The sequence below is a fragment of the Streptomyces sp. NPDC053474 genome, assembly GCF_044544845.1.
Taxonomy (GTDB): Bacteria; Actinomycetota; Actinomycetes; order Streptomycetales; family Streptomycetaceae; genus Streptomyces.
In genome coordinates, this window is record NZ_JBITXV010000024.1 from 16,128 (window position 1) to 36,717 (window position 20,590).

Genomic DNA, 20,590 nt, shown 5'->3' on the forward strand with positions numbered 1-20,590 from the left:
GGTTTCCGCGGTACTCGTCCGGCCCCGGCCCGCCGACCGTCGCGGGCCGCGTGCCGAAAGGAGATCCACGTGTTCCGTGCGATCGCGGACGTGCTGCGACAGATCGGGGCTGCCATCGCGACGGTGGTGACGCTGCCGTTCAGGGCACTGGCCCGGCTCTTCGGCGGAGCCTCTCGTTCCGGACGCCGGGGCACCGGACGCACGCGACGGCCGGGGCGGACCCGCCGGGTCTGACTGCCCCGCTGTCCGTGCCACCTGCCACAATTGCCGGGCAACCTCAGTGAGAAGGCGGTACCGGAACGTGGCACCTTTGCAGACGTCCACTCCAGCGTCCATCGAAAGCAGGATCGCCGAGGAACTCGGCGTGCGGGAGCGGCAGGTCAAGGCCGCCGTCGACCTGCTCGACGGCGGGTCGACGGTGCCCTTCATCGCGCGCTACCGCAAGGAGGCGACCGAGTCGCTCGACGACGCGCAGCTGCGCACGCTCGAGGAGCGCCTGCGCTATCTGCGCGAGCTGGAGGAGCGGCGCGCCGCCATCCTCGAATCGGTGCGCGAGCAGGGCAAGCTCACCGACGACCTGGAGGCGCGCATCCGCGAGGCCGACACCAAGGCCCGCCTCGAGGACATCTACCTGCCGTACAAGCCCAAGCGGCGCACCAAGGCGCAGATCGCCCGCGAGGCGGGCCTGGAGCCGCTGGCCGACGGCCTGCTCGGGGACCCGGGGGTGGAGCCGCTCGCGGCCGCCGCCGCGTTCGTCGACGCCGACAAGGGCGTCGCGGACGCGCAGGCCGCGCTCGACGGCGCCCGGGCCATCCTCACGGAGCGGTTCTCCGAGGACGCCGACCTCATCGGCGAGCTGCGCGAGCGCATGTGGGTGCGCGGGCGGCTCGCCGCCAAGGTGCGGGCGGGCAAGGAGGAGGCGGGGGCGAAGTTCGCCGACTACTTCGACTTCGCCGAGCCGTTCACGGAGCTGCCCTCGCACCGGATCCTCGCCCTGCTGCGCGGCGAGAAGGAAGACGTCCTCGACCTCGTCCTGGAGCCGGAGGAGGCCCCGGAGGACCCCGCCGTGCCGTCGTCGTACGAGTCGGCGGTGGCCCAGCGCTTCGGCATCGCCGACCGCGGCCGCCCCGGCGACAAGTGGCTGACGGACACGGTCCGCTGGGCCTGGCGCACCCGCATCCTGGTGCACCTCGGCATCGACCTGCGGCTGCGCCTGCGCACCGCGGCCGAGGACGAGGCCGTGCGCGTCTTCGCGTCGAACCTGCGCGACCTGCTGCTCGCCGCCCCCGCGGGCACGCGCGCGACGCTCGGCCTCGACCCGGGTTTCCGTACGGGGGTGAAGGTCGCCGTCGTGGACGCGACCGGCAAGGTCGTGGCGACCGACACGATCTACCCGCACGTCCCGGCGAACAAGTGGGACGAGTCCCTCGCCAAGCTCGCGCGCCTCGCCCAGGAGCACGCGGTCGACCTGATCGCGATCGGCAACGGCACGGCGTCGCGCGAGACCGACAAGCTCGCCGCCGACCTGATCGGCAGGCACCCGGAGCTGAAGCTCACCAAGGTGATGGTCTCCGAGGCGGGCGCCTCGGTGTACTCCGCCTCCGCCTTCGCCTCCCAGGAGCTGCCCGACCTGGACGTGTCGCTGCGCGGCGCCGTCTCCATCGCGCGCCGCCTGCAGGACCCGCTCGCCGAGCTGGTGAAGATCGACCCGAAGTCCATCGGCGTCGGCCAGTACCAGCACGACCTGTCCGAGGTGAAGCTCTCCCGCTCCCTCGACGCGGTCGTCGAGGACTGTGTGAACGGCGTGGGCGTGGACGTGAACACGGCCTCCGCCCCGCTGCTCGCCCGCGTCTCCGGCATCGGCTCCGGCCTCGCCGAGAACATCGTGGCGCACCGCGACGCGAACGGCCCCTTCCGGAACCGCAAGGCCCTCAAGGACGTCGCGCGCCTCGGCCCGAAGGCGTACGAACAGTGCGCGGGCTTCCTGCGCATCCGCGGCGGCGACGACCCGCTTGACGCCTCCAGCGTGCACCCCGAGGCGTACCCGGTGGTGCGGCGGATGGTGCAGGAGGCGGGCGTCGACGTGCCGTCCCTCATCGGCAACACGGCGACGCTGCGCGCCCTGAAGCCCGCCGCCTTCGTGGACGACGTCTTCGGTCTGCCGACCGTCACGGACATCCTCAAGGAGCTGGAGAAGCCCGGTCGCGACCCGCGGCCCGCCTTCAAGACGGCCACGTTCAAGGAGGGCGTCGAGAAGATCGGCGACCTGTCCTCGGGGATGGTGCTGGAGGGCGTGGTCACGAACGTGGCGGCGTTCGGCGCGTTCGTCGACGTCGGCGTCCACCAGGACGGCCTGGTGCACGTCTCCGCGATGTCCAAGACCTTCGTCAAGGACCCGCGGGACGTGGTGAAGCCGGGCGACATCGTGAAGGTGAAGGTCCTGGACGTCGACGTGCCGCGCAAGCGGATTTCGCTGACGCTGCGTCTGGACGACGATGCCAAGGGCTCCGCCCCGGGTGAGGGCCGCAAGGAGCGCGGTGGGCGGCCGCCGCAGCCTCGGCAGCAGGCCCGGGGCGGTAGGCCTCAGCGCAAGGAGCGGCAGGCTGCGCCGCCTGCCAACGACGCGATGGCGGAGGCTCTGCGCCGCGCCGGGTTGGTCGACCCCAAGCGGCGGTGAGCGCTCCGCCGGGGCTGCCGCGCCAGGCCGTCCGGCGTCTGCGGACTCGTTCCGGCTGAGCGCGCCCACGCGGCGGAGCCGCATATTGACACAGCCCCGCGCCCCTTCAGGGGCGCTCCTCCGCGGAGCGCCCCCGAGGGTCAAGGCGTTCGTTCGGTCACCTTGCCGTCCGCCACTTCCAGGCGGCGGGTGACGTGGACGGCGTCGAGCATGCGGCGGTCGTGGGTGACGAGCAGGAGCGTGCCCGCGTAGGAGTCGAGGGCGGACTCCAGCTGTTCGATGGCGGGCAGGTCGAGGTGGTTCGTCGGCTCGTCGAGGACCAGCAGGTTCACGCCCCGGCCCTGGAGCAGGGCAAGCGCGGCGCGGGTGCGCTCGCCCGGGGAGAGCGTCGCCGCGGCGCGCAGCACGTGCTCGGCCTTCAGGCCGAACTTGGCGAGGAGCGTGCGGATCTCGGCCGGTTCGGTGTCGGGCACGGCCGCGCGGAAGGCGTCGAGCAGCGTCTCCTCGCCGTGGAAGAGGGCCCGCGCCTGGTCGACCTCGCCCACCACGACGCCGGAGCCGAGCGCGGCGTGCCCCTCGTCCACGGGGGTGCGGCCGAGCAGGGCGCGCAGCAGCGTCGTCTTGCCGGAGCCGTTCGCGCCGGTGATGGCGACGCGGTCGGCCCAGTCGAGCTGGAGGTGCACCGGGCCGAGCGTGAACGGGCCGCGGCGCACCACCGCGTCGCGCAGCGTGGCGACCACGGCGCCCGAGCGCGGGGCCGCGGCGATCTCCATGCGCAGCTGCCACTCCTTGCGCGGCTCCTCCACGACGTCGAGCCGCTCCAGCATCCGCTGCGTCTGACGGGCCTTCGCGGCCTGCTTCTCGCTGGCCTCGCTGCGGAACTTGCGGCCCAGCTTGTCGCTGTCGGTGGCCTTGCGGCGGGCGTTCTTCACGCCCTTGTCCATCCAGGACCGCTGCATCTGGGCCCGGTCCTGGAGGGCGGACTTCTTGTCGGCGTACTCCTCGTAGTCCTCGCGGGCGTGGCGGCGGGCGACCTCGCGCTCCTCCAGGTAGGCGTCGTAGCCACCGCCGTAGAGGTTGATCTGCTGCTGCGCCAGGTCGAGTTCGAGGACCTTGGTGACGGTGCGGGACAGGAACTCGCGGTCGTGGCTGACGACCACCGTGCCCGCGCGCAGGCCGCGCACGAACTCCTCCAGGCGCTCCAGGCCCGCGAGGTCCAGGTCGTTGGTGGGCTCGTCGAGGAGGAAGACGTCGTAGCGGGAGAGCAGCAGCGAGGCCAGGCCCGCGCGGGCGGCCTGGCCGCCGGACAGCGAGGTCATCGCCTGGTCGAGGCCCACGGCGAGGCCGAGGGACTGGGCGACGTCCTCCGCGCGCTCGTCCAGGTCGGCCCCGCCGAGGGCCAGCCAGCGCTCCAGGCTCGCCGCGTAGGCGTCGTCGGCGCCGGGCGCGCCCGCGACGAGCCCCTCGGTGGCCTCGTCCATGGCCTGCTGGGCGGCGGTGACGCCGGTGCGGCGGGAGAGGAACGCGCGGATCGTCTCGCCCGGGCGGCGGTCCGGCTCCTGCGGCAGGTGCCCGACGATCGCCGCGGGCGGCGACAGGCTGATCCGGCCGGACTCCGGGGCGTCGACGCCCGCGAGCAGGCGGAGCAGGGTGGACTTGCCAGCGCCGTTCGCGCCGACGAGGCCGATGACGTCGCCGGGGGCGACGACGAGGTCGAGTCCCTCGAAGAGGGAGCGGTCGCCGTGGCCGGCGGCGAGTTGCTTGGCGACGAGGGTTCCATTCATCAGAGGTCGAGCCTAACCGCTGCCCTGGGCTGCCACAGCTGCCCACAGCGGGGACGGCAGCGTGGGCGGTCAGCCGGAAGCGGCGGCGGCCACCAGGACCGCGTCGGAGCTCCGCGCCACCACGTACGGCGCCCCGCCCGGCAGGGCCACCCGGTGCTCCCCGGGCTCCAGGACCTCGTCGAAGACCTCGTGGACGCGGGCCCGGCGCAGCCGCCCCACCCGGTAGGCCGTGAGCCGCACCCGGCACGGCGACGTGACCTCGGTGACCACCGCCCCGTCCGTGACCGCGAGCCGCGCCAGGCGCCGCGCCGCGGGCCCGGGGTCCAGGGCGTACTCGATCTGCGCGGCGAGCAGCGGCACGATCGGCGCGAGCCCGTCGACGTACGCGACGTCGACCCCGGCCCGCTCGAACGCCTCCCGCACGGAGCCCCGCACCCCCTCGGGCACGGCCTGCCCGAACGCCACGGCCCCGTACGTGCGCAGCTCCTCCGCCGGTACGCCCGCCGCGTCCGCGGCGATCTCCGCGCCGATGCCGATGGTGCGCAGGGCGGCCGCGAGCTTCGCGAGCAGCGCGACGCGCGCCCCGACCAGGAGCACGCGGCGCCGCACGGCGCCCGGGTCGTCGCCGGTGAGCAGGCGGCCGAGCTGCTCGCGGTACTCCCCGCCGTGGAAGCGGAACGGGCCTATGCCGCGGTAGCCGTTCAGCTCCAGGTCGGCGTGGTCGGAGGTCTGCCAGGCGAAGTCCCGCCACACGTAGTCGTCGTCGGCGCGCTCGATGACGGCCGTGACGGCGCCGCACTCCAGGCCCTCGCACTCGGGACAGCCGTAGATGACGTACCGGCCGTCGAGCAGCGGCGGGTCCGCCTCCAGGAGGAGCCTGCGCACATGCGTGGTGAAGATCGCCGGGGGGATGTCGGACGCGAGCGGGGAGACGGCGTCGAGGTCGGCGAGCTGGAACAGCAGCGGGCGGCCGTTCACCACGAAGTCGACGAAGTCGCGGTGCACTTGGTAGGCACCGCTGGCGAGAACTCCACCGGCGCGCATCGCCGGTGCCAGGCCGAAGGTCGCGTACTCGGCAAGCATGGTGTGAGTATCCCCACCTGTGGGGGCGTCCGCGCTCCCCTTGCGGGGTTCCGCTACGTTTCGGGGATGACGCATGGCGATGACACGGATGTGATCGTGGTGGGAGGCGGCGTCGCGGGGCTCACCACCGCGGTGGTGCTCGCGGAGCGCGGACGCCGGGTGCGGGTGTGGACGCGGGAGCCCGCGGAGCGCACGACCTCGGCTGTTGCGGGCGGCCTGTGGTGGCCGTACCGCATCGAGCCGGAGGGCCTGGTCGGCGACTGGTCGCTCGTATCCCTGGAGCGCTACCGGGAGTTGGCGGCGGACCCGGAGCGCACGGGCGTACGCGTGGTCGAGGGCGTACACGCCGAGACGGGCCTGGACACGCTCGGCCCGTGGGCGAAGCGGGTGCCCGGGCTGCGGGCGACGACGGCCGAGGAGTACGCGGGCGTCGGCCTGTGGGCGCGGCTGCCGTTGATCGACATGCCGACGCACCTGGCGTGGCTGCGGAGCCGCCTGCGCGCGGCGGGCGGGTCCGTGGAGGTCAGGGCGGCCGTCTCGCTCGCCGAGCCGCTGGCCGAGGCGCGGCACGTCGTCAACTGCTCGGGCCTGGGCGCGCGGAGCCTGGTGCCGGACGCGTCGGTGCGCCCGGTGCGCGGGCAGCTGGTCCTGGTGGAGAACCCGGGGGTCCGGACGTGGTTCACCGCCGCGGACAGCGCGTCGCACGAGACGACGTACTTCCTGCCGCAGCCCCGCGGCCTCGTCCTCGGCGGGACCGCCGAGGACGGCTCGTGGTCCCTGGAGCCGGATCCGGCGGTGGCCGAGGCCATCGTGGCGCGCTGCGCCCGGGTCCGCCCGGAGATCGGCGGGGCGCGGATCATCGGCCACCGGGTGGGGCTGCGCCCCGCGCGCCCCTCCGTACGCCTGGAGCGCGAGCACACCCCCGACGGCCGGGCCCTCGTGCACAACTACGGGCACGGCGGGGCGGGCGTCACGGTGGCGTGGGGCTGCGCGCGTGCGGCGGCGGAACTCCTGACGGAGGAGACGGAACAGGCGGCGCGGGCGGAGTAGGCCGAGCAGGCAGCGCCCCGAAGGGGCGCGGGGAACTGCGCGACCAGCCACGACGGCCCCGCAGGCGATCGACGGCCCATCGCGGCAATTCCAGCGAGGCGCTCAGAGGAGCCCCGGGGTCTTCGCCACGGCCGGGCCCGCCCTCGGGTGAGCCCGCCCCGGAGGGTGAGCCCGCCCCGGTGGGCCCGGAGGGCCGGGGCGCCGGGGCGGGGCACGTCAGCGCGCGCTCAGGGTGGCGGTCGCTTCAGCGGGCGGGGCCGGGCCGCGACGACGGGGCGCCGCCGTCGGCCTCGGCGTCCGAGCTGTCGCTCGGCCCGATCTGGAGCTCGAAGTCCCCGTCGTACTGCTCGTGACCGGCGAGGACGGCCCGCTCCACCGCGTCCGTGCCGTGTTCGCCGCGCACGATCAGCGGGTCGTGGCGCAGGTCCTTCATCAGCGCCACGCACATCCCGATCATCACGAGGACGAAGGGCGCGGCCACGAGGATCGTCAGGTTCTGCAGCCCGGTGAGCGCGTTGTCCTTGCCGTCGCCGATGAGCAGCATGATGGCGGCGACCGCGCCCGTGACCACGCCCCAGAAGACGACGACGAGACGGCCGGGTTCGAGCGAGCCCTTCTGGGAGAGCGTGCCCATGACGATGGACGCGGCGTCCGCACCGGACACGAAGAAGATGCCGACGAGGATCATCACGAGCAGGCTGGTGGCGGTGGCGATCGGGTACTCGTGCAGCAGCCCGAACAGCTGCGCCTCGGGCGTGGTGTCGCCCTTCAGGCCACCGCGCTCCTTGACCGTCATCGCGGTGCCGCCGAAGACGGCGAACCACAGCAGGCTGACCGTGCTCGGCACGAGGATCACGCCGCCCACGAACTGCCGGATCGTACGGCCCCGGCTGATGCGGGCGATGAACATGCCGACGAACGGCGTCCAGGAGATCCACCAGGCCCAGTAGAAGACCGTCCAGCTGCCCAGCCAGTCGGAGACGCCCTTGCCGCTGGAGGCCTCGGTGCGCCCGATGAGCTGCGGCAGGTCGCCCAGGTAGGAGCCGATGGAGGTGGGCAGCAGATCCAGGACGATGACGGTGGGGCCCGCGATGAACACGAAGACGACCAGGATCAGCGCGAGCACCATGTTGATGTTCGAGAGCCACTGGATGCCCTTCTCGACGCCGGAGACCGCGGAGGCCACGAACGCGACGGTCAGGACCGCGATGATGACGACGAGCAGGCCGGTGCTCGCCTTGTCCATCCAGTCCAGCTCCTCGAAGCCGCTGCCGATCTGCAGCGCGCCGAGGCCGAGGGAGGCCGCGGAGCCGAAGAGGGTGGCGAAGATGGCGAGGATGTCGATGACGCGGCCCCACGCGCCGTGGGCGTGCTTCTCGCCGATGAGCGGGACGAAGACGGAGCTGATGGTCTGGCGCCTGCCGCGCCGGAACGTGCTGTACGCGATGGCGAGGCCGACGACGGCGTAGATCGCCCAGGGGTGCAGCGTCCAGTGGAAGAGCGTCGTCGCCATGGAGGTCTCCATGGCGGCGGCCTGGTCGTCGGGGTGGGTGCCGGGCGGCGGCTTGGTGAAGTGGGCGAGCGGCTCGCTCACTCCGTAGAACATCAGGCCGATGCCCATGCCCGCGCTGAACATCATCGCGACCCAGGACACGGTGCGGAACTCGGGCTCCTCGCCCTCCCGGCCCAGCGTGATCTTCCCGTAGCGGCTGACGGCGAGCCACAGGGCGAAGACCACGAAGCCGGACGCGGCCAGCATGAAGGCCCAGCCACCGTTGTGGATCAGACCCCCGAGCATGTCCGACGAGACGTCTTCGAGCGTGTCCGTGGCCGTGGCGCCCCACACCACGAAGGCGAGGGTGAGGACGGCGGTGACGCCGAACACCACCCGGTCGGTCTGGGGGGAGCCGCCGCCGGAGTGGCCCCCCACGGACAGGGGCGGGCCTCCTCCGGCGACCGGCTTCTGGGGTTCCTGCGTCACGTGTGCACCTTTCGCGGAGTGATCGCGGCTGACGGTTCGTCGGTTGTTCTTCTCTCCGCTAACCCCCTACCACATGTGACGTGTCCCCACCGGGCTCAACAGTCGGTGTCGGGCTCTCCCGTGACGAGGTGATAGGCGGCCCGGGCGTCGAGCAGCAGCGGCACCAGGGCGCGGGCGGGCTGGCGCAGCGGGACCAGGGCGCCGCCGCGGCCGTCGCGGCGGGCGCTCACGCCGTGCAGGTCGAGTTCGTCCTTGACGTCGGCGTACTGCTCCGGGGTCAGGCGGTAGCCGCAGGCCGGGTCCTGGATGATCTCGGCGGGCTCGGCCGGGTCGTTGTCGGCGCCGCCGAGGTAGACGGGGCCCCGGTCGCGCAGGCCCTTGAGGCGGGACGCGGTGGTGGCGGCCTCCAGGCGCCACCTGTGCGCGTCGGCGTAGCTGAACAGGCCCTTCAGGGCGGAGAGTTGGGAGTGGACGCGGCGGCGGATGTTGCGGGCCGGGTCGTTCTTCTCCTCCTGGGAAGTGGGGTCTCCCCTGCTCGAACGAAGTTGAGAGCTTGGGGAAGGGTCGACGCGGCTCTCGATGAGCAGGCCCGCGGCGTGTTTGAGGCCGGAGACGTTGCGCAGGATGCGTTCCTGGCCGTCGCCCGCGACCTGTTTGACGGGCTCGCCGGTGACGGGGTCGGTCCAGATGCCGTAGGTGCCGGTGGTGTAGCCGTCGGCGGTGGCGGCGGGCCGGACGTAGTCGCGGGAGAGCTGCTCGGCCTCCCGGTGCACCGCGTCATCGGTGTTGAGGTTGCGCGGCCACAGGTCGAACAGGTCCTTGTCGTAGTACTTCGGCGTGGCGCCGTACTCGTGCAGGTCGTAGACGGCGTCGGGGGCGCGGTCGCGGATGACGGCGGCGAGCGCGCGGGCCTCGGCGGTCTTGAGGGCGATGTGGTCGCGGTTGATGTCGACGCCGTCGGCGTTGCCGCGGGTGTTCGCGGCGCGGCCGTCCGGGTTGGCGGTGGGGACGACGAGCAGCGTGGTGCGGGACAGGAACCGCCGGGTCTTCGCGTCCTTGGCGTAGGCGAGGTCGCGGACCGTGCTCAGACAGGCCTCGCGGCCCGACGGCTCGTCACCGTGCTGGCTGCACACGAGGAGCACGGTGGACGCGGTGCGGCGCTCGCCGACGCGCACGAGCTGGAGCGGCCTGCCCTGGTCGGTGGTGCCGATGCGGGAGACGGAGACGCGCGCGCTCGCCTTGTCGACGGCGGCCAGGAGCCGCTGCTCCTGTGCCTGGCTGGTCCAGCGGGCCCCGCCGCTCTGCTCGAAGCCGGTGCGCGGCGGGGTGGCGGCGGCCTGCGCGGGCGCCGTCACGAGCGGGGCGGCGAGCGCGGCGCAGGCGCAGGCCAGGGCCAGGACGCGGATGCGGGACGTCATGAGGTACGGCCTCCCGGTCGGGGGGTCAGCGGACGCGCGGGGGCCACGCCGTCCAGGCGGGACTCGCGCGGAACGGTAGCGTGCGGGGCGGTCGTGAGGGCCTTGGCGCCGCCGACGAGCGGCACCCGCGCGAATGTGCGGGCGAGGTCCACGGTGAGGGTCGGGGTGTCGGCGGGGGCGGTGATGAGGTTGCGGTCGGTGCCGCCGACGATCAGCGCGAGCCGGTGTCCCTTCGGCACGACGTGGTCGCTCGCGGCCAGGTCGAGGGTGAGGGTGACGGGCTCGCCCGGGGTGAGGGGGCGGCCGTGGTGGTCGTCCGCGTGGTTGCCGAGGTCGGCCCAGCCGCGGCTGAAGACGGTGTAGTCGACGGCCTTGGTGCGGGCCGCGGTGTCCTTGAAGCAGGCGCTGTCGCCGTCGGTGCTCGCGCCCCAGCAGCTGCGCGTGGGCAGGGTCGTGATGCCTTCGCCCGTGGCCGCGTAGTCACGGATGGTGGCGGGCCCGACGTCGACGAGTACGGCGCTCAGGTGCGCGGTGGGGGCCGACGGCGTGACGGTGACGGTGACCTTCGAGGAGCCGGACAGGCGCAGGTCGCGGGCCAGCGGCCGGGTGGTGAAGCCCGCCTTGGCGGGCGTGGAGGCGTCGATGGCGGAGGCCCAGTCGGTCTCGCCGAGGCGCCGGTCGTCGGTGAAGGTCTCGGTGCCCTTGCCGCGGCGCGTGCCGAGCGTGCCGACGCCCGGGGCGGTGCCCTGGGCGGGGCGGAGCGTGACGGCGCTGGTGGTGCGGGGCGGCCAGACGCGGTCGGTGGTCCACTGGTCGGGGGCGCGCTCGATGTCGGCCATGGGCTCGCGGTCGACGCCGTTGCGGTAGCCGAGGAGCTCGTGGTCGAACCAGCGGTGCAGGGTGCGCACCCATCCCCGAGTTCTCGGCTCCGCTCGAACAGGGGAGACCCCATTCGCACGGCGGAAATCGAAGGGGTCGACGTGCCCGGCCTGGCTGAGCCACAGCTTGCGCTGCACGCCCGCCTCGCCGAGGGCGTCCCACCACTGGCCGAAGTGCTTCATGCGCACGTTCAGGTCCTGGAGGCCGTGCACGGCGAACACGCTGGCCCGCACCTTGTCGGCGTCCGGGACGTAGTCGCGCGCGGCCCACAGCGGGGTCCAGTCGCCGCTGCGCGGCGCGCCCTGGACGAGGCGCTCCTGCACGCGGCCGCAGCGGGCGCGGGCCTCGGGGCTCTCGATGCCGTCGGACAGGCCGTCGGGGCCGCTGTTGAACAGCGGAGCGCCCTTGGCGAAGTAGTAGTCGTACCAGGAGGAGATGGCGCCGATCGGCACGATGGTCTCCAGGCCCTCGACGCCGGTCGCGGCGACGCCGTTGGCGATGGTGCCGTCGTAGCTCTTGCCGATCATGCCGGTGCGGCCGTTGGTCCAGGTGGCGCGGGCGCGTTCGGCGCCGGTGCGCGAGGTGTAGCCGCGGGCGCGGCCGCCCAGCCAGTCGACGACGGCCTTGGCGGACTGGATGTCGGAGCGGCCGCCGATGTCGACACAGCCGTCGGAACGGTTCGTTCCGGTGAGGTCGACGGCGACGTAGGCGTAGCCCCGGGGCACGAAGTAGTTGTCGTAGTACAGCGGGAACTGCACCGGCCTGCCGTCGGTGTCGTAGGTCTTCTTCTGGCTCTCGTTGCCCCGGCCGCAACAGGCGTAGTAGGGGCTCGCGTCCATGATCACGGGTATCTCGCGGCCGTGCTGGGCGGGTTCGCGGGGGCGGACTATGTCGACGGCCACGCGGTCGGTCCTGCCGTCCTCGTCGCCGTCGACCCGGGTGTCGACCCACACGGACTCGCGTATCGCGTCCGCGTAGGAGTAGACGGGTCTGCTCTCCTTCGCCGTCCCGTGCGCCGTCGGGGTGCGTGGCGCGGGGTGCGCGGCGCCCGGGGCGAGGAGGGTGGCGAGCAGGGCGGCCAGTGCCGCCGTCAGAAGCGTTCTCCACATCGGCAGGCGCATGCGCGCGCGTATCGGCATGGCCGGAAGGTACACGCGTCAACTGCGGCCGGAAAGAGGGCCGCAGGAGGTGGTGAAAGGTGCGTGGGACGTCTTGGCACATGTCAGCCGAATGGCGATCGTGTGACATATGCGGCCATGGACATGACTGGGGATCACGGGGCTCAATAGGGTCGATCGCATCGTGAGTTGTACGGCGCCGGACGGCGCGTCCCCGCCCGCCACCCCGTGGCGCGGGGCCGCCTCGCCCGGCGCGATCCACCCGCACCGCCTATCACTTGGAGACTTACGTGCACCGCAGCAGACTCATCGCCCCGGGCGCGCTCGCCGCCTCTCTCCTGTTGGCGATCCCGGCGACGGCTGCCGACTTCACGCCCGGGGCGCCCGGCGTGGGCGACTCCTACTACCCCGACGCGGGCAACGGCGGCTACGACGTCTCGCACTACGACCTGCGGCTGAAGTACCAGCCGAAGACGGACCTGCTCGAGGGCACGGCGACCATCAACGCCACCACCACGCAGGACCTGTCGCGCTTCAACCTCGACTTCGGCCTCAAGGTGAGCGAGGTGCGCGTCAACGGCAAGAAGGCGGCGTTCGCGCGCTCGGGCGAGCAGGAGCTGGAGGTCACGCCGAAGTCCGGCCTGCCCAAGGGCAGCGCCGTGACGATCGTCGTACGGTACGCGGGCAAGCCCTCCGAGGTGAAGATCCACGGCTTCACCGCCTGGCAGCGCACGCCCGACGGCGGGGTCGCGGCCCAGGAGCCGGAGTCGGCCGCCTGGTGGTTCCCCGCCAACGACCACCCGCGCGACAAGGCGACCTTCGACGTGTCGGTGTCCGTCCCCGACGGCACCCAGGCCATCTCCAACGGCGTGCTCCAGCGGCAGAGCTCGCGCCTGGGCTGGACCCGCTTCGACTGGCGCTCCAACAAGCCGCAGGCGCCGTACCTCGCGACGCTCGCCGTCGGCAAGTTCGACATCACGACGGACAAGACCGAGAGCGGCCTGCCCGTCCTCAACGCCTACAGCAAGGACCTCGGCGACAACGCGGGGGCCTCGCGCGCCAGCATCGAGCGGACCACCGAGGTCGCGGAGTGGCTGGAGGAGGTCTTCGGCACGTACCCCTTCAACGCGCTCGGCGGCTATGTGCCCAACGTGCCGACCAGCTTCGCCCTGGAGACCCAGACGCGGCCGTTCTACAGCCCGAAGGCCTTCGCGAACGGCTCCAACGTCTCCATCGTGGTGCACGAGCTGGCCCACCAGTGGTACGGCGACAGCGTCTCCGTGGAGAACTGGAAGGACATCTGGGTCAACGAGGGCTTCGCCCGCTACAGCCAGTGGCTGTGGTCGGAGAAGGAGGGCGAGGGCACCGCCCAGGAGCTCGCCGACTACACCTATGCCTCGCGTCCCGCCGAGGACCCGTTCTGGCAGGTCAAGCCGGGTGACCCGGGCCCTGACAACCAGTTCCACGGCGCCGTGTACGACCGGGGCGCCCTGGCCCTGCAGGCGCTGCGGAACAAGGTCGGCGACAAGACCTTCTTCAAGATCTTGAAGGGCTGGCCGACGGAGCGCCAGTACGGCAACGCGAGCGTGGGCGACTTCGTGGCGTACGCGGAGAAGATCAGCGGCAAGCCGCTGTCGGCGCTCTTCGACACGTGGCTGTACAAGCCCGGCAAGCCCGCCGCCCCGGCCGCGAAGAAGGCGGGCCTCGCCCGCTCGGCGGCCAAGGACGCGCCGGCCAAGCCGAAGTCCTGGAAGAAGATCGCCGCGACGAACTCGCTGCACGACCACAGCTGACGCACACGGCGGCGGGCGGCGCCCCACAAGGGGTGCCGCCCGCCGTCGCTGGCGCGGGTGCCTACTTGGTGAGCTCGGCCGCCTCGCGGTCGGTCTCCCGCGCGGCCTTGCGCTTGATCCCGTACCAGCCCGCGACGAGCGCGGCGGCGACGACCGGGATCAGGAAGAGCGTCTTGCGCCCGACCTCCGCGTCCTTCCACATCAGGCAGAGCACGGCGATCAGGAAGGCGATCGTGACGTACTCGGTGACGCCGCTGCCGGGCAGCCGGAAGTTCGGCCGCGTGATCAGGCCCTCCTTGGCTCGCTTCACGAACGCCAGGTGACAGACCATGATGCTGATCCAGGTGCCGATGATCCCGAGCGAGGCGACGTTCAGGACGATCTCGAACGCCTTGTCCGGCACCACGCTGTTCAGGCCGACGCCGAGGACACCGATGCTCGCGGTGAGCAGGATGCCGCCGTAGGGGACCTGGTTGCGGTTCATCCTCGCGGTGAACTTGGGGGCCGAGCCCGCCATCGCCATCGAGCGCAGGATGCGGCCCGTGGAGTACAGGCCGGAGTTCAGCGAGGACATGGCCGCGGTGAGGACGACGAAGTTCATCACGTCGCCCGCGCCGGAGACGCCGATCTTGGAGAGGACCGTGACGAAGGGGCTCTCGTCGGCCGAGTACACCGAGCCGGGCAGGAGCAGCGCGAGGAGCACGACCGAGCCGACGTAGAACAGGCCCACGCGCCACATGATCGAGTTCACGGCGCGCGGCACGACCTTGTGCGGGTCCTTGGTCTCGCCCGCCGCGACGCCGACCAGCTCCAGCGAGGCGTACGCGAAGACGACGCCCTGGAGGACGATCACGACCGGCATCAGGCCGTTCGGCAGGAAGCCGCCGTGGTCGGTGATCATGTTCAGGCCGGGCGTCTCGCCGCCGACCTCGTGCTGGGTGGACACCAGGAAGATGCCGACGAACATGAAGGCCACGAGCGCGGCGACCTTGACGATCGCGAACCAGAACTCCATCTCGCCGAAGTACTTCACCGAGATCAGGTTCACCGAGAGCACCACCGCGAGGGCGACGAGCGCGAGCACCCACTGCGGGATGTCGGTGAAGAAGCTCCAGTAGTGCGTGTACAGCGCGATCGCGGTGATGTCCGCGATGCACGTCGTCGACCAGTTGAGGAAGTACATCCAGCCGGCGACGTAGGCGCCCTTCTCGCCGAGGAACTCACGCGCGTAGCTGACGAAGGAGCCGGACGAGGGCCGGTACAGGACCATCTCGCCCAGGGCCCGTACGACGAAGAAGGCGATGACGCCGCACACGAGGTAGGCGAGGGCGAGCGCGGGGCCCGCCGAGTGGAGGCGGCCGCCCGCCCCGAGGAAGAGACCTGTGCCGATCGCGCCACCAATGGCGATCATGTTGACGTGGCGGGCCTTGAGGTCCTTGCTGTAACCGGCGTCACCCGCGTCCGCGGGGGCCTGGGACTCAGCGGCGCGCGCTGCGTCCACGGCGGCCGTGTCTACGGCGTCGTTGCTCACGTGGAAGGTCCACTCTGTGGTGCCCGGAAAGAGCTCCCGGGGTCCGGATGTGCTCCGGCCCGTGGCACCCCTGACGCACCACGGACCGACCCGACACCTTCCCTTACGCAATGCCGATAATGCGGTGGCGCACGTCACATAGCGGTACTTCTCACACGGTGAGAGCCGTGTGTACAGGCGTGCGTCACCCGGTGTACAGGCTCTCGATGAGGTCCTGGTACTTCTCCCTGATGACCCGGCGGCGCAGCTTCAGCGACGGCGTCAGCTCGCCGGTCTCGGGCCCCCACTCCTCGGTGAGCAGCAGATGGCGCTTGACCTGCTCGGTGCGGTTGAGGCGCGCGTTGGCCTCCTCGACGGCGCGGGCGACCTCCCGCCGGACCTCGGCGGCGGCCGCCGGGTCGCCCTCGATGCCGCGCGCGGCCGCCCAGGCGGCGGCCGCGTCGGGGTCCAGGACCAGAAGCGCCACCAGATACGAGTGGCCGTCGCCGTGGACCAGGGCCTGGCCGATGAGCGGGTGCTCCTTGAGGGCGTTCTCGACGACGGCGGGCGCGACGTTCTTGCCGGTGGAGGTGACGATCAGCTCCTTCTTGCGGTCGGTCACCCACAGGTAGCCGTCCTCGTCGAGCCGCCCGACGTCGCCGGTGGCGAACCAGCCCTCGGCGTCCCGGACGTCGTCGACGCCGCCGTCGGCCCGCAGATAGCCCTCGCACACATAGGGGCCGCGCACCAGGATCTCGCCGTCGTCGGCCGTACGGACCTCCATGCCGCGCAGCGGCTTGCCCACCGAGCCGAGCCGGAAGGCCTGGGGGCCGTTGGTCGTGACCACGCCGCTGGTCTCGGTCAGGCCCCAGGCGTCCACGACCACCAGGCCGAAGCCCGCCCAGAACCGGGCCAGGGCCACCGGCATCGGGGCCGCCGCGCTGGCCGCCCACAGCACCCGGTCGAGGCCGACGCGCCGCAGCAGCGGGTCGAGGACCTCCGCCTTGGCCGTGCGGAAGGCGGCGTCGAGGTCGGCGGGCGGGTCCTCGCCGCGCTCGCGGCAGGCCACGTGCGCGCGGGCCGTCTCGTTCGCCGCCTCGACGGCGCGGCGCCGCTCCTCTGGCAGGGCGGCGAGGCCCGCCCGGAACGCCGTGGCGAACTTCTCCCACACCCGCGGGACGCCGAAGAACTGCTGCGGCCGCAGCTCGGCCACGGTGGCGGCGACCCGGGCGGGGTCGGCGCACAGGTGCACGGGCGCGACGCGCAGCTGCGGCAGGTACATGCCAAGAACGCGCTCCGCTATGTGCGCGAAGGGCAGGTAGCAGAGGTGGGCCGCGCCCGGCGGGAAGCCGATGGCCTCGTCCAGGGCGATGCCGTTCAGGACGACCCCGCGGTGGGTCAGGCGCACGCCCTTGGGGGCGCCGGTGGTGCCCGAGGTGTAGACGACGGTCAGCGGATCGGTGGGGCGGACCTCGCGCCAGGCCTTGTCGAAGGCGTCGGCCCGGTGCGCCCGGGCGCCGCTCGCGCGCAGCGCCGCGTACGTGCCGTGCTCCCCCGCCGCGGCCTCCTCGACGACCACGAGCCGCTCCAGGGGCACCTCGGCGTCCGCGAGGGCGGGCTCCCAGCGGGCGACTTCGCGCGCGCCCTCGACGACGGCGAGGCGGGCGCGGCTGTGCCGGGCGATGTGGGCGATCTGCTCGGGCGCCGACGTGCCGTACACGGTGACCGGGACGGCGCCGAGGTGGACCAGGGCGAGATCGCTCAGCCAGTGCTCGGGGCGGTTGGCCATCATCATCAGGACGTGCTCGCCCCGGCGGACGCCGAGGGCCGCGTACCCGGCGGCGAGGACCGCGACATCGCGCCGCACCTCGCCCCAGGTGAGCGTCGCCCAGCCCGCTCCCGAGCGCCAGGACAGGGCGGGCAGGTCGGGGTGGTCCTCGGCGTTGCGAAGCAGCAGAGCGGGGAACGTGAGCTCGGCGGGGTCTCCGGGAAGCCGCGGACTTCTGTTCATGGAACCGCCTCCTGAGTGGCCTTGTGGAAGTGCGGTGCAATGCGGCGGCGCCCGTAGGGGCGCGGGGCTGTGTCACTGTGCGGCGCCGCCGCGTGGGCGCGACCAGCCCCGACGGACCCGCAGACGAAGGGCGGCGTACACATCTCACCAAAGGTTCAGCAGGGGCTACGGGGCGTGACTGCCCCGGAGACTTTCACAGCAGCAGTGGTACAGCAATACTGTTGCACCGCATTGCCGCACGACCTGGGAGGCGACGCACCGCATGGCGACGGGCACGGAGGAGTCGGTGACGGGCACCCACGAGTCGGCGGAGGACCCGCAGGAGCCGACGGCTCCGCGGGAGGCGACCTACACGGTCGACGAACTCGCCGCACGCGCGGGCGTCACCGTGCGCACCATCCGCTTCTACAGCACCAAGGGCCTGCTGCCGCCCCCCGTGATCGGCCCGCGCCGCGTGGGCCACTACGGCCCCGGGCACCTCTCCCGCCTCGCCCTCATCGAGGAGTTGCAGCACCAGGGCATGACGCTCGCGGCGATCGAGCGGTATCTGGAGCAGCTGCCGCCGGACCTGAGCGCGCACGACCTGGCCATCCACCGCGCGGTGGTGGCCTCGTGGGCGCCGGAGGGCGCGGAGGAGACCTCCCGCGCCGGTCTGGAGCGCCGGGCGGGCCGGGCGCTCTCGGCGGAGGACGTGCGGCGCCTCGCCGCGATGGGCGTCGTCGCGTACGACGAGGAGGCCGACCGCTGCCGGGTGGACCCGGGGCTGCTACGGCTCGGCCTGCGGCTGCTCGACGTACCGATCCCGCACGAGACGATCCTGGCGGCGCGCACGGTCCTGATGGAGCACACGCGCTCGGCGGCGCACGAGCTGTCGCGGCTCTTCCGCGACCAGGTGTCGGGCCCCTACCGCGAGCACGCGTCGGAGCCCGAGCACGTGGCCGCGATGAGGTCGCTCTCGGCCCATATGCAGCCGCTGGTGGTGCAGGCCCTGGTCACGGCGTTCCAGCGGTCCCTCAAGGAGGAGCTGAGGGAGTGGCTCACGGAGACGTGAGCCACTCCCCGCGCGGGCCGTCGGCTCAGGCGTCGCTGAACGTCTCGCCGCGCTCCGCCTTCGCCACGAGCAGCGCGGGCGGCGCGAACCGCTCGCCGTAGCGCTCGGCGAGCTCGCGCGCGCGGGCCACGAAGCCGGGCAGGCCCCCTTCGTAGCCGTTGATGTACTGCAGGACGCCGCCGGTCCAGCCCGGGAAGCCGATGCCGAAGATGGAGCCGATGTTGGCGTCGGCGACCGAGGTGAGGACGCCTTCCTCCAGGAGGCACACGGTGTCGAGCGCCTCGGAGAACAGCATCCGCTCCTGCATGTCCCGGAACGGGATGCTGTGCCCGGGCTTCGTGAAGTGCTCGCGCAGGCCCGGCCACAGACCCGTGCGCTTGCCGTCCTCGCCGTAGTCGTAGAAGCCCTTGCCACCGCTGCGGCCCGGCCGGTCGAACTCGTCGACCATGCGGTCGATGACGGCCTCGGCCGGGTGGGTGGGCCAGGTGCCGCCCGCCTCCTCGACGGCGCGCCTGGACTCGTTGCGGATCTTGCGGGGCAGCGTCAGCGTCAGCTCGTCCATCAGGGACAGGACCTTCGCCGGGTAGCCCGCCTGGGCCGCGGCCTGTTCGACGGAGGCGGGCTCGACGCCCTCGCCGACCATCGCGACGCCCTCGTTGATGAAGTGGCCGATGACCCGTGAGGTGAAGAAGCCGCGCGAGTCGTTGACGACGATGGGGGTCTTGTTGATCTGGCGGACCAGGTCGAAGGCGCGGGCCAGGGCCTCCTCGCCGGTGCGCTCGCCCTTGATGATCTCCACGAGCGGCATCTTGTCGACGGGCGAGAAGAAGTGCAGGCCGATGAAGTCCGCAGGACGGGCGACGCCCTCGGCGAGCAGGGTGATCGGCAGCGTGGAGGTGTTGGAGCACAGGAGAGCGTCCGGCGCGACGACGTCCTGGACCTCCTGGAACACCTTGTGCTTGAGCTCCGGGTTCTCGAAGACCGCCTCGATGACCGCGTCGCAGCCCGCGAGGTCGGCCGCGTCGGCGGACGGCGTGATGCGGGCGAGCAGCGCGTCCGCCTTCTCGCGGGTGGTGCGGCCGCGAGCGACGGCCTTCTCGCACAGCTTCTGGGAGTAGGCCTTGCCCTTGGCGGCGGCCTCGGCGGAGACGTCCTTGAGGACGACCTCGATGCCCGCGCGGGCGCAGGAGTAGGCGATGCCCGCGCCCATCATCCCGGCGCCGAGCACGGCGGCCTTGCGGACCTGGCGCGGCTCGATGCCCCGGGGGCGGTTGGCGCCGGAGTTGACGGCCTGGAGGTCGAAGAAGAAGGCCTGGATCATGTTCTTCGAGGTCTGGCCGGTGACCAGCTCCGTGAAGTACCGGGCCTCGATGGTCAGGGCGGTCTCGAAGTCGACCTGGGCGCCCTCGACGGCGGCCGCGAGGATGTTGCGCGGGGCCGGGTAGGGGGCGCCGTTCAGCTGCTTCTTGAGGTTGGCGGGGAAGGCCGGGAGGTTCGCGGCGAACTTCGGGTGGGCCGGGGTGCCGCCCGGGATGCGGTAGCCGGGCACGTCCCAGGGCTGCTGGGACTCGGGGTGGGCGTCGATGAAGGCGCGGGCCTTGGCCAGCATCTCCTCGGGGGTGGCGGCCACCTCGTGCACCAGGCCGTTCTCCAGGGCCTTCTTCGGGCTGTACTGGGTGCCCTGGAGGAGCACCTTCAGCAGGGCGTCGGCGATGCCCATGAGGCGGACGGTGCGGGTGACGCCGCCGCCCGCGGGGAGCAGGCCGAGCGTGACCTCGGGCAGGCCGATCTTGGAGCCTGGCGCGTCGAGGGCGATCCGGTGGTGGCTGGCCAGACAGATCTCGTAGCCGCCGCCCAGGGCCGCGCCGTTGATGGCGGCGACGACGGGCTTGCCGAGGGTCTCGATGCGGCGCAGCGCGTTCTTGATCGCGGTGCCCGCCTCGAAGGCGGCCTGGGCGTTCTCGGGGCCGACCTGGATCATTTCCTTGAGGTCGCCGCCCGCGAAGAAGGTCTTCTTGGCGGAGGTGTAGACGACGCCGCGGATGGAGTCCCGCTCGGCCTCGGCGCGGTCGGCGATCGCGGCGATGGAGTCCTTGAACGCCTGGTTCATCGTGTTCGCGGACTGGTTCGGGTCGTCGAGGACGAGGGTGACGACGCCGGTGTCGTCCTGTTCCCAGCGGATGGTGGTGCTCTCGGTGGTCATGTGGTGGTCTCCGTAGAAGTCTTGGAATACAG

13 protein-coding genes are annotated in these 20,590 nt (G+C 72.4%); 5 read left to right on the forward strand and 8 right to left on the reverse strand.

Going from position 1 to position 20,590, the window contains the following annotated elements:
• Positions 1–69: 69 nt before the first annotated feature.
• Both ACIG3E_RS37765 and ACIG3E_RS37770 read left to right on the forward strand, forming a co-directional pair.
• Positions 70–234 carry an LPFR motif small protein gene (locus ACIG3E_RS37765; RefSeq protein WP_399625058.1) on the forward strand — a complete coding sequence of 55 codons (165 nt, stop codon included), beginning with the start codon at positions 70–72 and terminating at the stop codon, positions 232–234.
• 67 nt (positions 235–301) lie between these two features.
• Positions 302–2,677, forward strand: a complete 2,376-nt coding sequence (locus ACIG3E_RS37770) for a Tex family protein (protein WP_399625060.1) — start codon at positions 302–304, stop codon at positions 2,675–2,677.
• Between the two features lie 140 nt (positions 2,678–2,817).
• Here ACIG3E_RS37770 and ACIG3E_RS37775 read toward each other — a convergent pair whose 3' ends face one another.
• Positions 2,818–4,461 carry an ABC-F family ATP-binding cassette domain-containing protein gene (locus ACIG3E_RS37775; protein ID WP_399625063.1) on the reverse strand — a complete coding sequence of 548 codons (1,644 nt, stop codon included), beginning with the start codon at positions 4,459–4,461 and terminating at the stop codon, positions 2,818–2,820.
• Between the two features lie 69 nt (positions 4,462–4,530).
• Positions 4,531–5,544: an oxidoreductase gene (locus ACIG3E_RS37780; protein WP_399625065.1), complete on the reverse strand. Its 1,014-nt coding sequence runs from the start codon at positions 5,542–5,544 to the stop codon at positions 4,531–4,533.
• A 66-nt stretch (positions 5,545–5,610) separates the two neighbouring features.
• Between ACIG3E_RS37780 and ACIG3E_RS37785 the strand changes: the two genes are divergently transcribed.
• Positions 5,611–6,594, forward strand: coding sequence for an FAD-dependent oxidoreductase (locus ACIG3E_RS37785; protein ID WP_399625067.1), 984 nt, complete (start codon positions 5,611–5,613; stop codon positions 6,592–6,594).
• Positions 6,595–6,838: 244 nt separating this feature from the next.
• On the opposite strand, the gene ACIG3E_RS37790 is transcribed toward ACIG3E_RS37785, so the two are convergent.
• From ACIG3E_RS37790 to ACIG3E_RS37800, 3 genes are all read right to left on the reverse strand, one after another.
• Positions 6,839–8,530: a BCCT family transporter gene (locus ACIG3E_RS37790; protein WP_399625200.1), complete on the reverse strand. Its 1,692-nt coding sequence runs from the start codon at positions 8,528–8,530 to the stop codon at positions 6,839–6,841.
• Positions 8,531–8,670: 140 nt separating this feature from the next.
• Positions 8,671–9,993, reverse strand: coding sequence for a M14 family metallocarboxypeptidase (locus tag ACIG3E_RS37795; protein WP_399625069.1), 1,323 nt, complete (start codon positions 9,991–9,993; stop codon positions 8,671–8,673).
• Positions 9,990–12,011 (reverse strand): Xaa-Pro dipeptidyl-peptidase, encoded by a 2,022-nt coding sequence (locus ACIG3E_RS37800; RefSeq protein ID WP_399625071.1) that lies wholly within the window; start codon positions 12,009–12,011, stop codon positions 9,990–9,992. Before ACIG3E_RS37800 ends, ACIG3E_RS37795 begins: the two co-directional genes overlap by 4 nt.
• Before the next feature lie 269 nt (positions 12,012–12,280).
• On the opposite strand from ACIG3E_RS37800, the gene ACIG3E_RS37805 reads away from it, so the two are divergent.
• Entirely contained in the window at positions 12,281–13,783 is a 1,503-nt protein-coding gene (locus tag ACIG3E_RS37805; RefSeq protein ID WP_399625073.1) for a M1 family metallopeptidase, read from the forward strand.
• A 61-nt stretch (positions 13,784–13,844) separates the two neighbouring features.
• On the opposite strand, the gene ACIG3E_RS37810 is transcribed toward ACIG3E_RS37805, so the two are convergent.
• Together ACIG3E_RS37810 and ACIG3E_RS37815 are read right to left on the reverse strand one after the other, a co-directional pair.
• Positions 13,845–15,314: an amino acid permease gene (locus ACIG3E_RS37810; RefSeq protein WP_399625075.1), complete on the reverse strand. Its 1,470-nt coding sequence runs from the start codon at positions 15,312–15,314 to the stop codon at positions 13,845–13,847.
• 184 nt (positions 15,315–15,498) lie between these two features.
• The gene (locus tag ACIG3E_RS37815; protein ID WP_399625077.1) at positions 15,499–17,304 is read right to left on the reverse strand and encodes an AMP-dependent synthetase/ligase; all 1,806 of its coding nucleotides are present in this window, start codon (positions 17,302–17,304) and stop codon (positions 15,499–15,501) included.
• 262 nt (positions 17,305–17,566) lie between these two features.
• Here ACIG3E_RS37815 and ACIG3E_RS37820 point away from each other — a divergent pair, with 262 nt between their 5' ends.
• Positions 17,567–18,355 carry a MerR family transcriptional regulator gene (locus ACIG3E_RS37820; protein ID WP_399625079.1) on the forward strand — a complete coding sequence of 263 codons (789 nt, stop codon included), beginning with the start codon at positions 17,567–17,569 and terminating at the stop codon, positions 18,353–18,355.
• A 25-nt stretch (positions 18,356–18,380) separates the two neighbouring features.
• Here the strand turns inward: ACIG3E_RS37820 and ACIG3E_RS37825 are convergent, their stop codons facing one another.
• Positions 18,381–20,558 (reverse strand): 3-hydroxyacyl-CoA dehydrogenase NAD-binding domain-containing protein, encoded by a 2,178-nt coding sequence (locus ACIG3E_RS37825; protein WP_399625081.1) that lies wholly within the window; start codon positions 20,556–20,558, stop codon positions 18,381–18,383.
• Positions 20,559–20,590 lie beyond the last annotated feature (32 nt).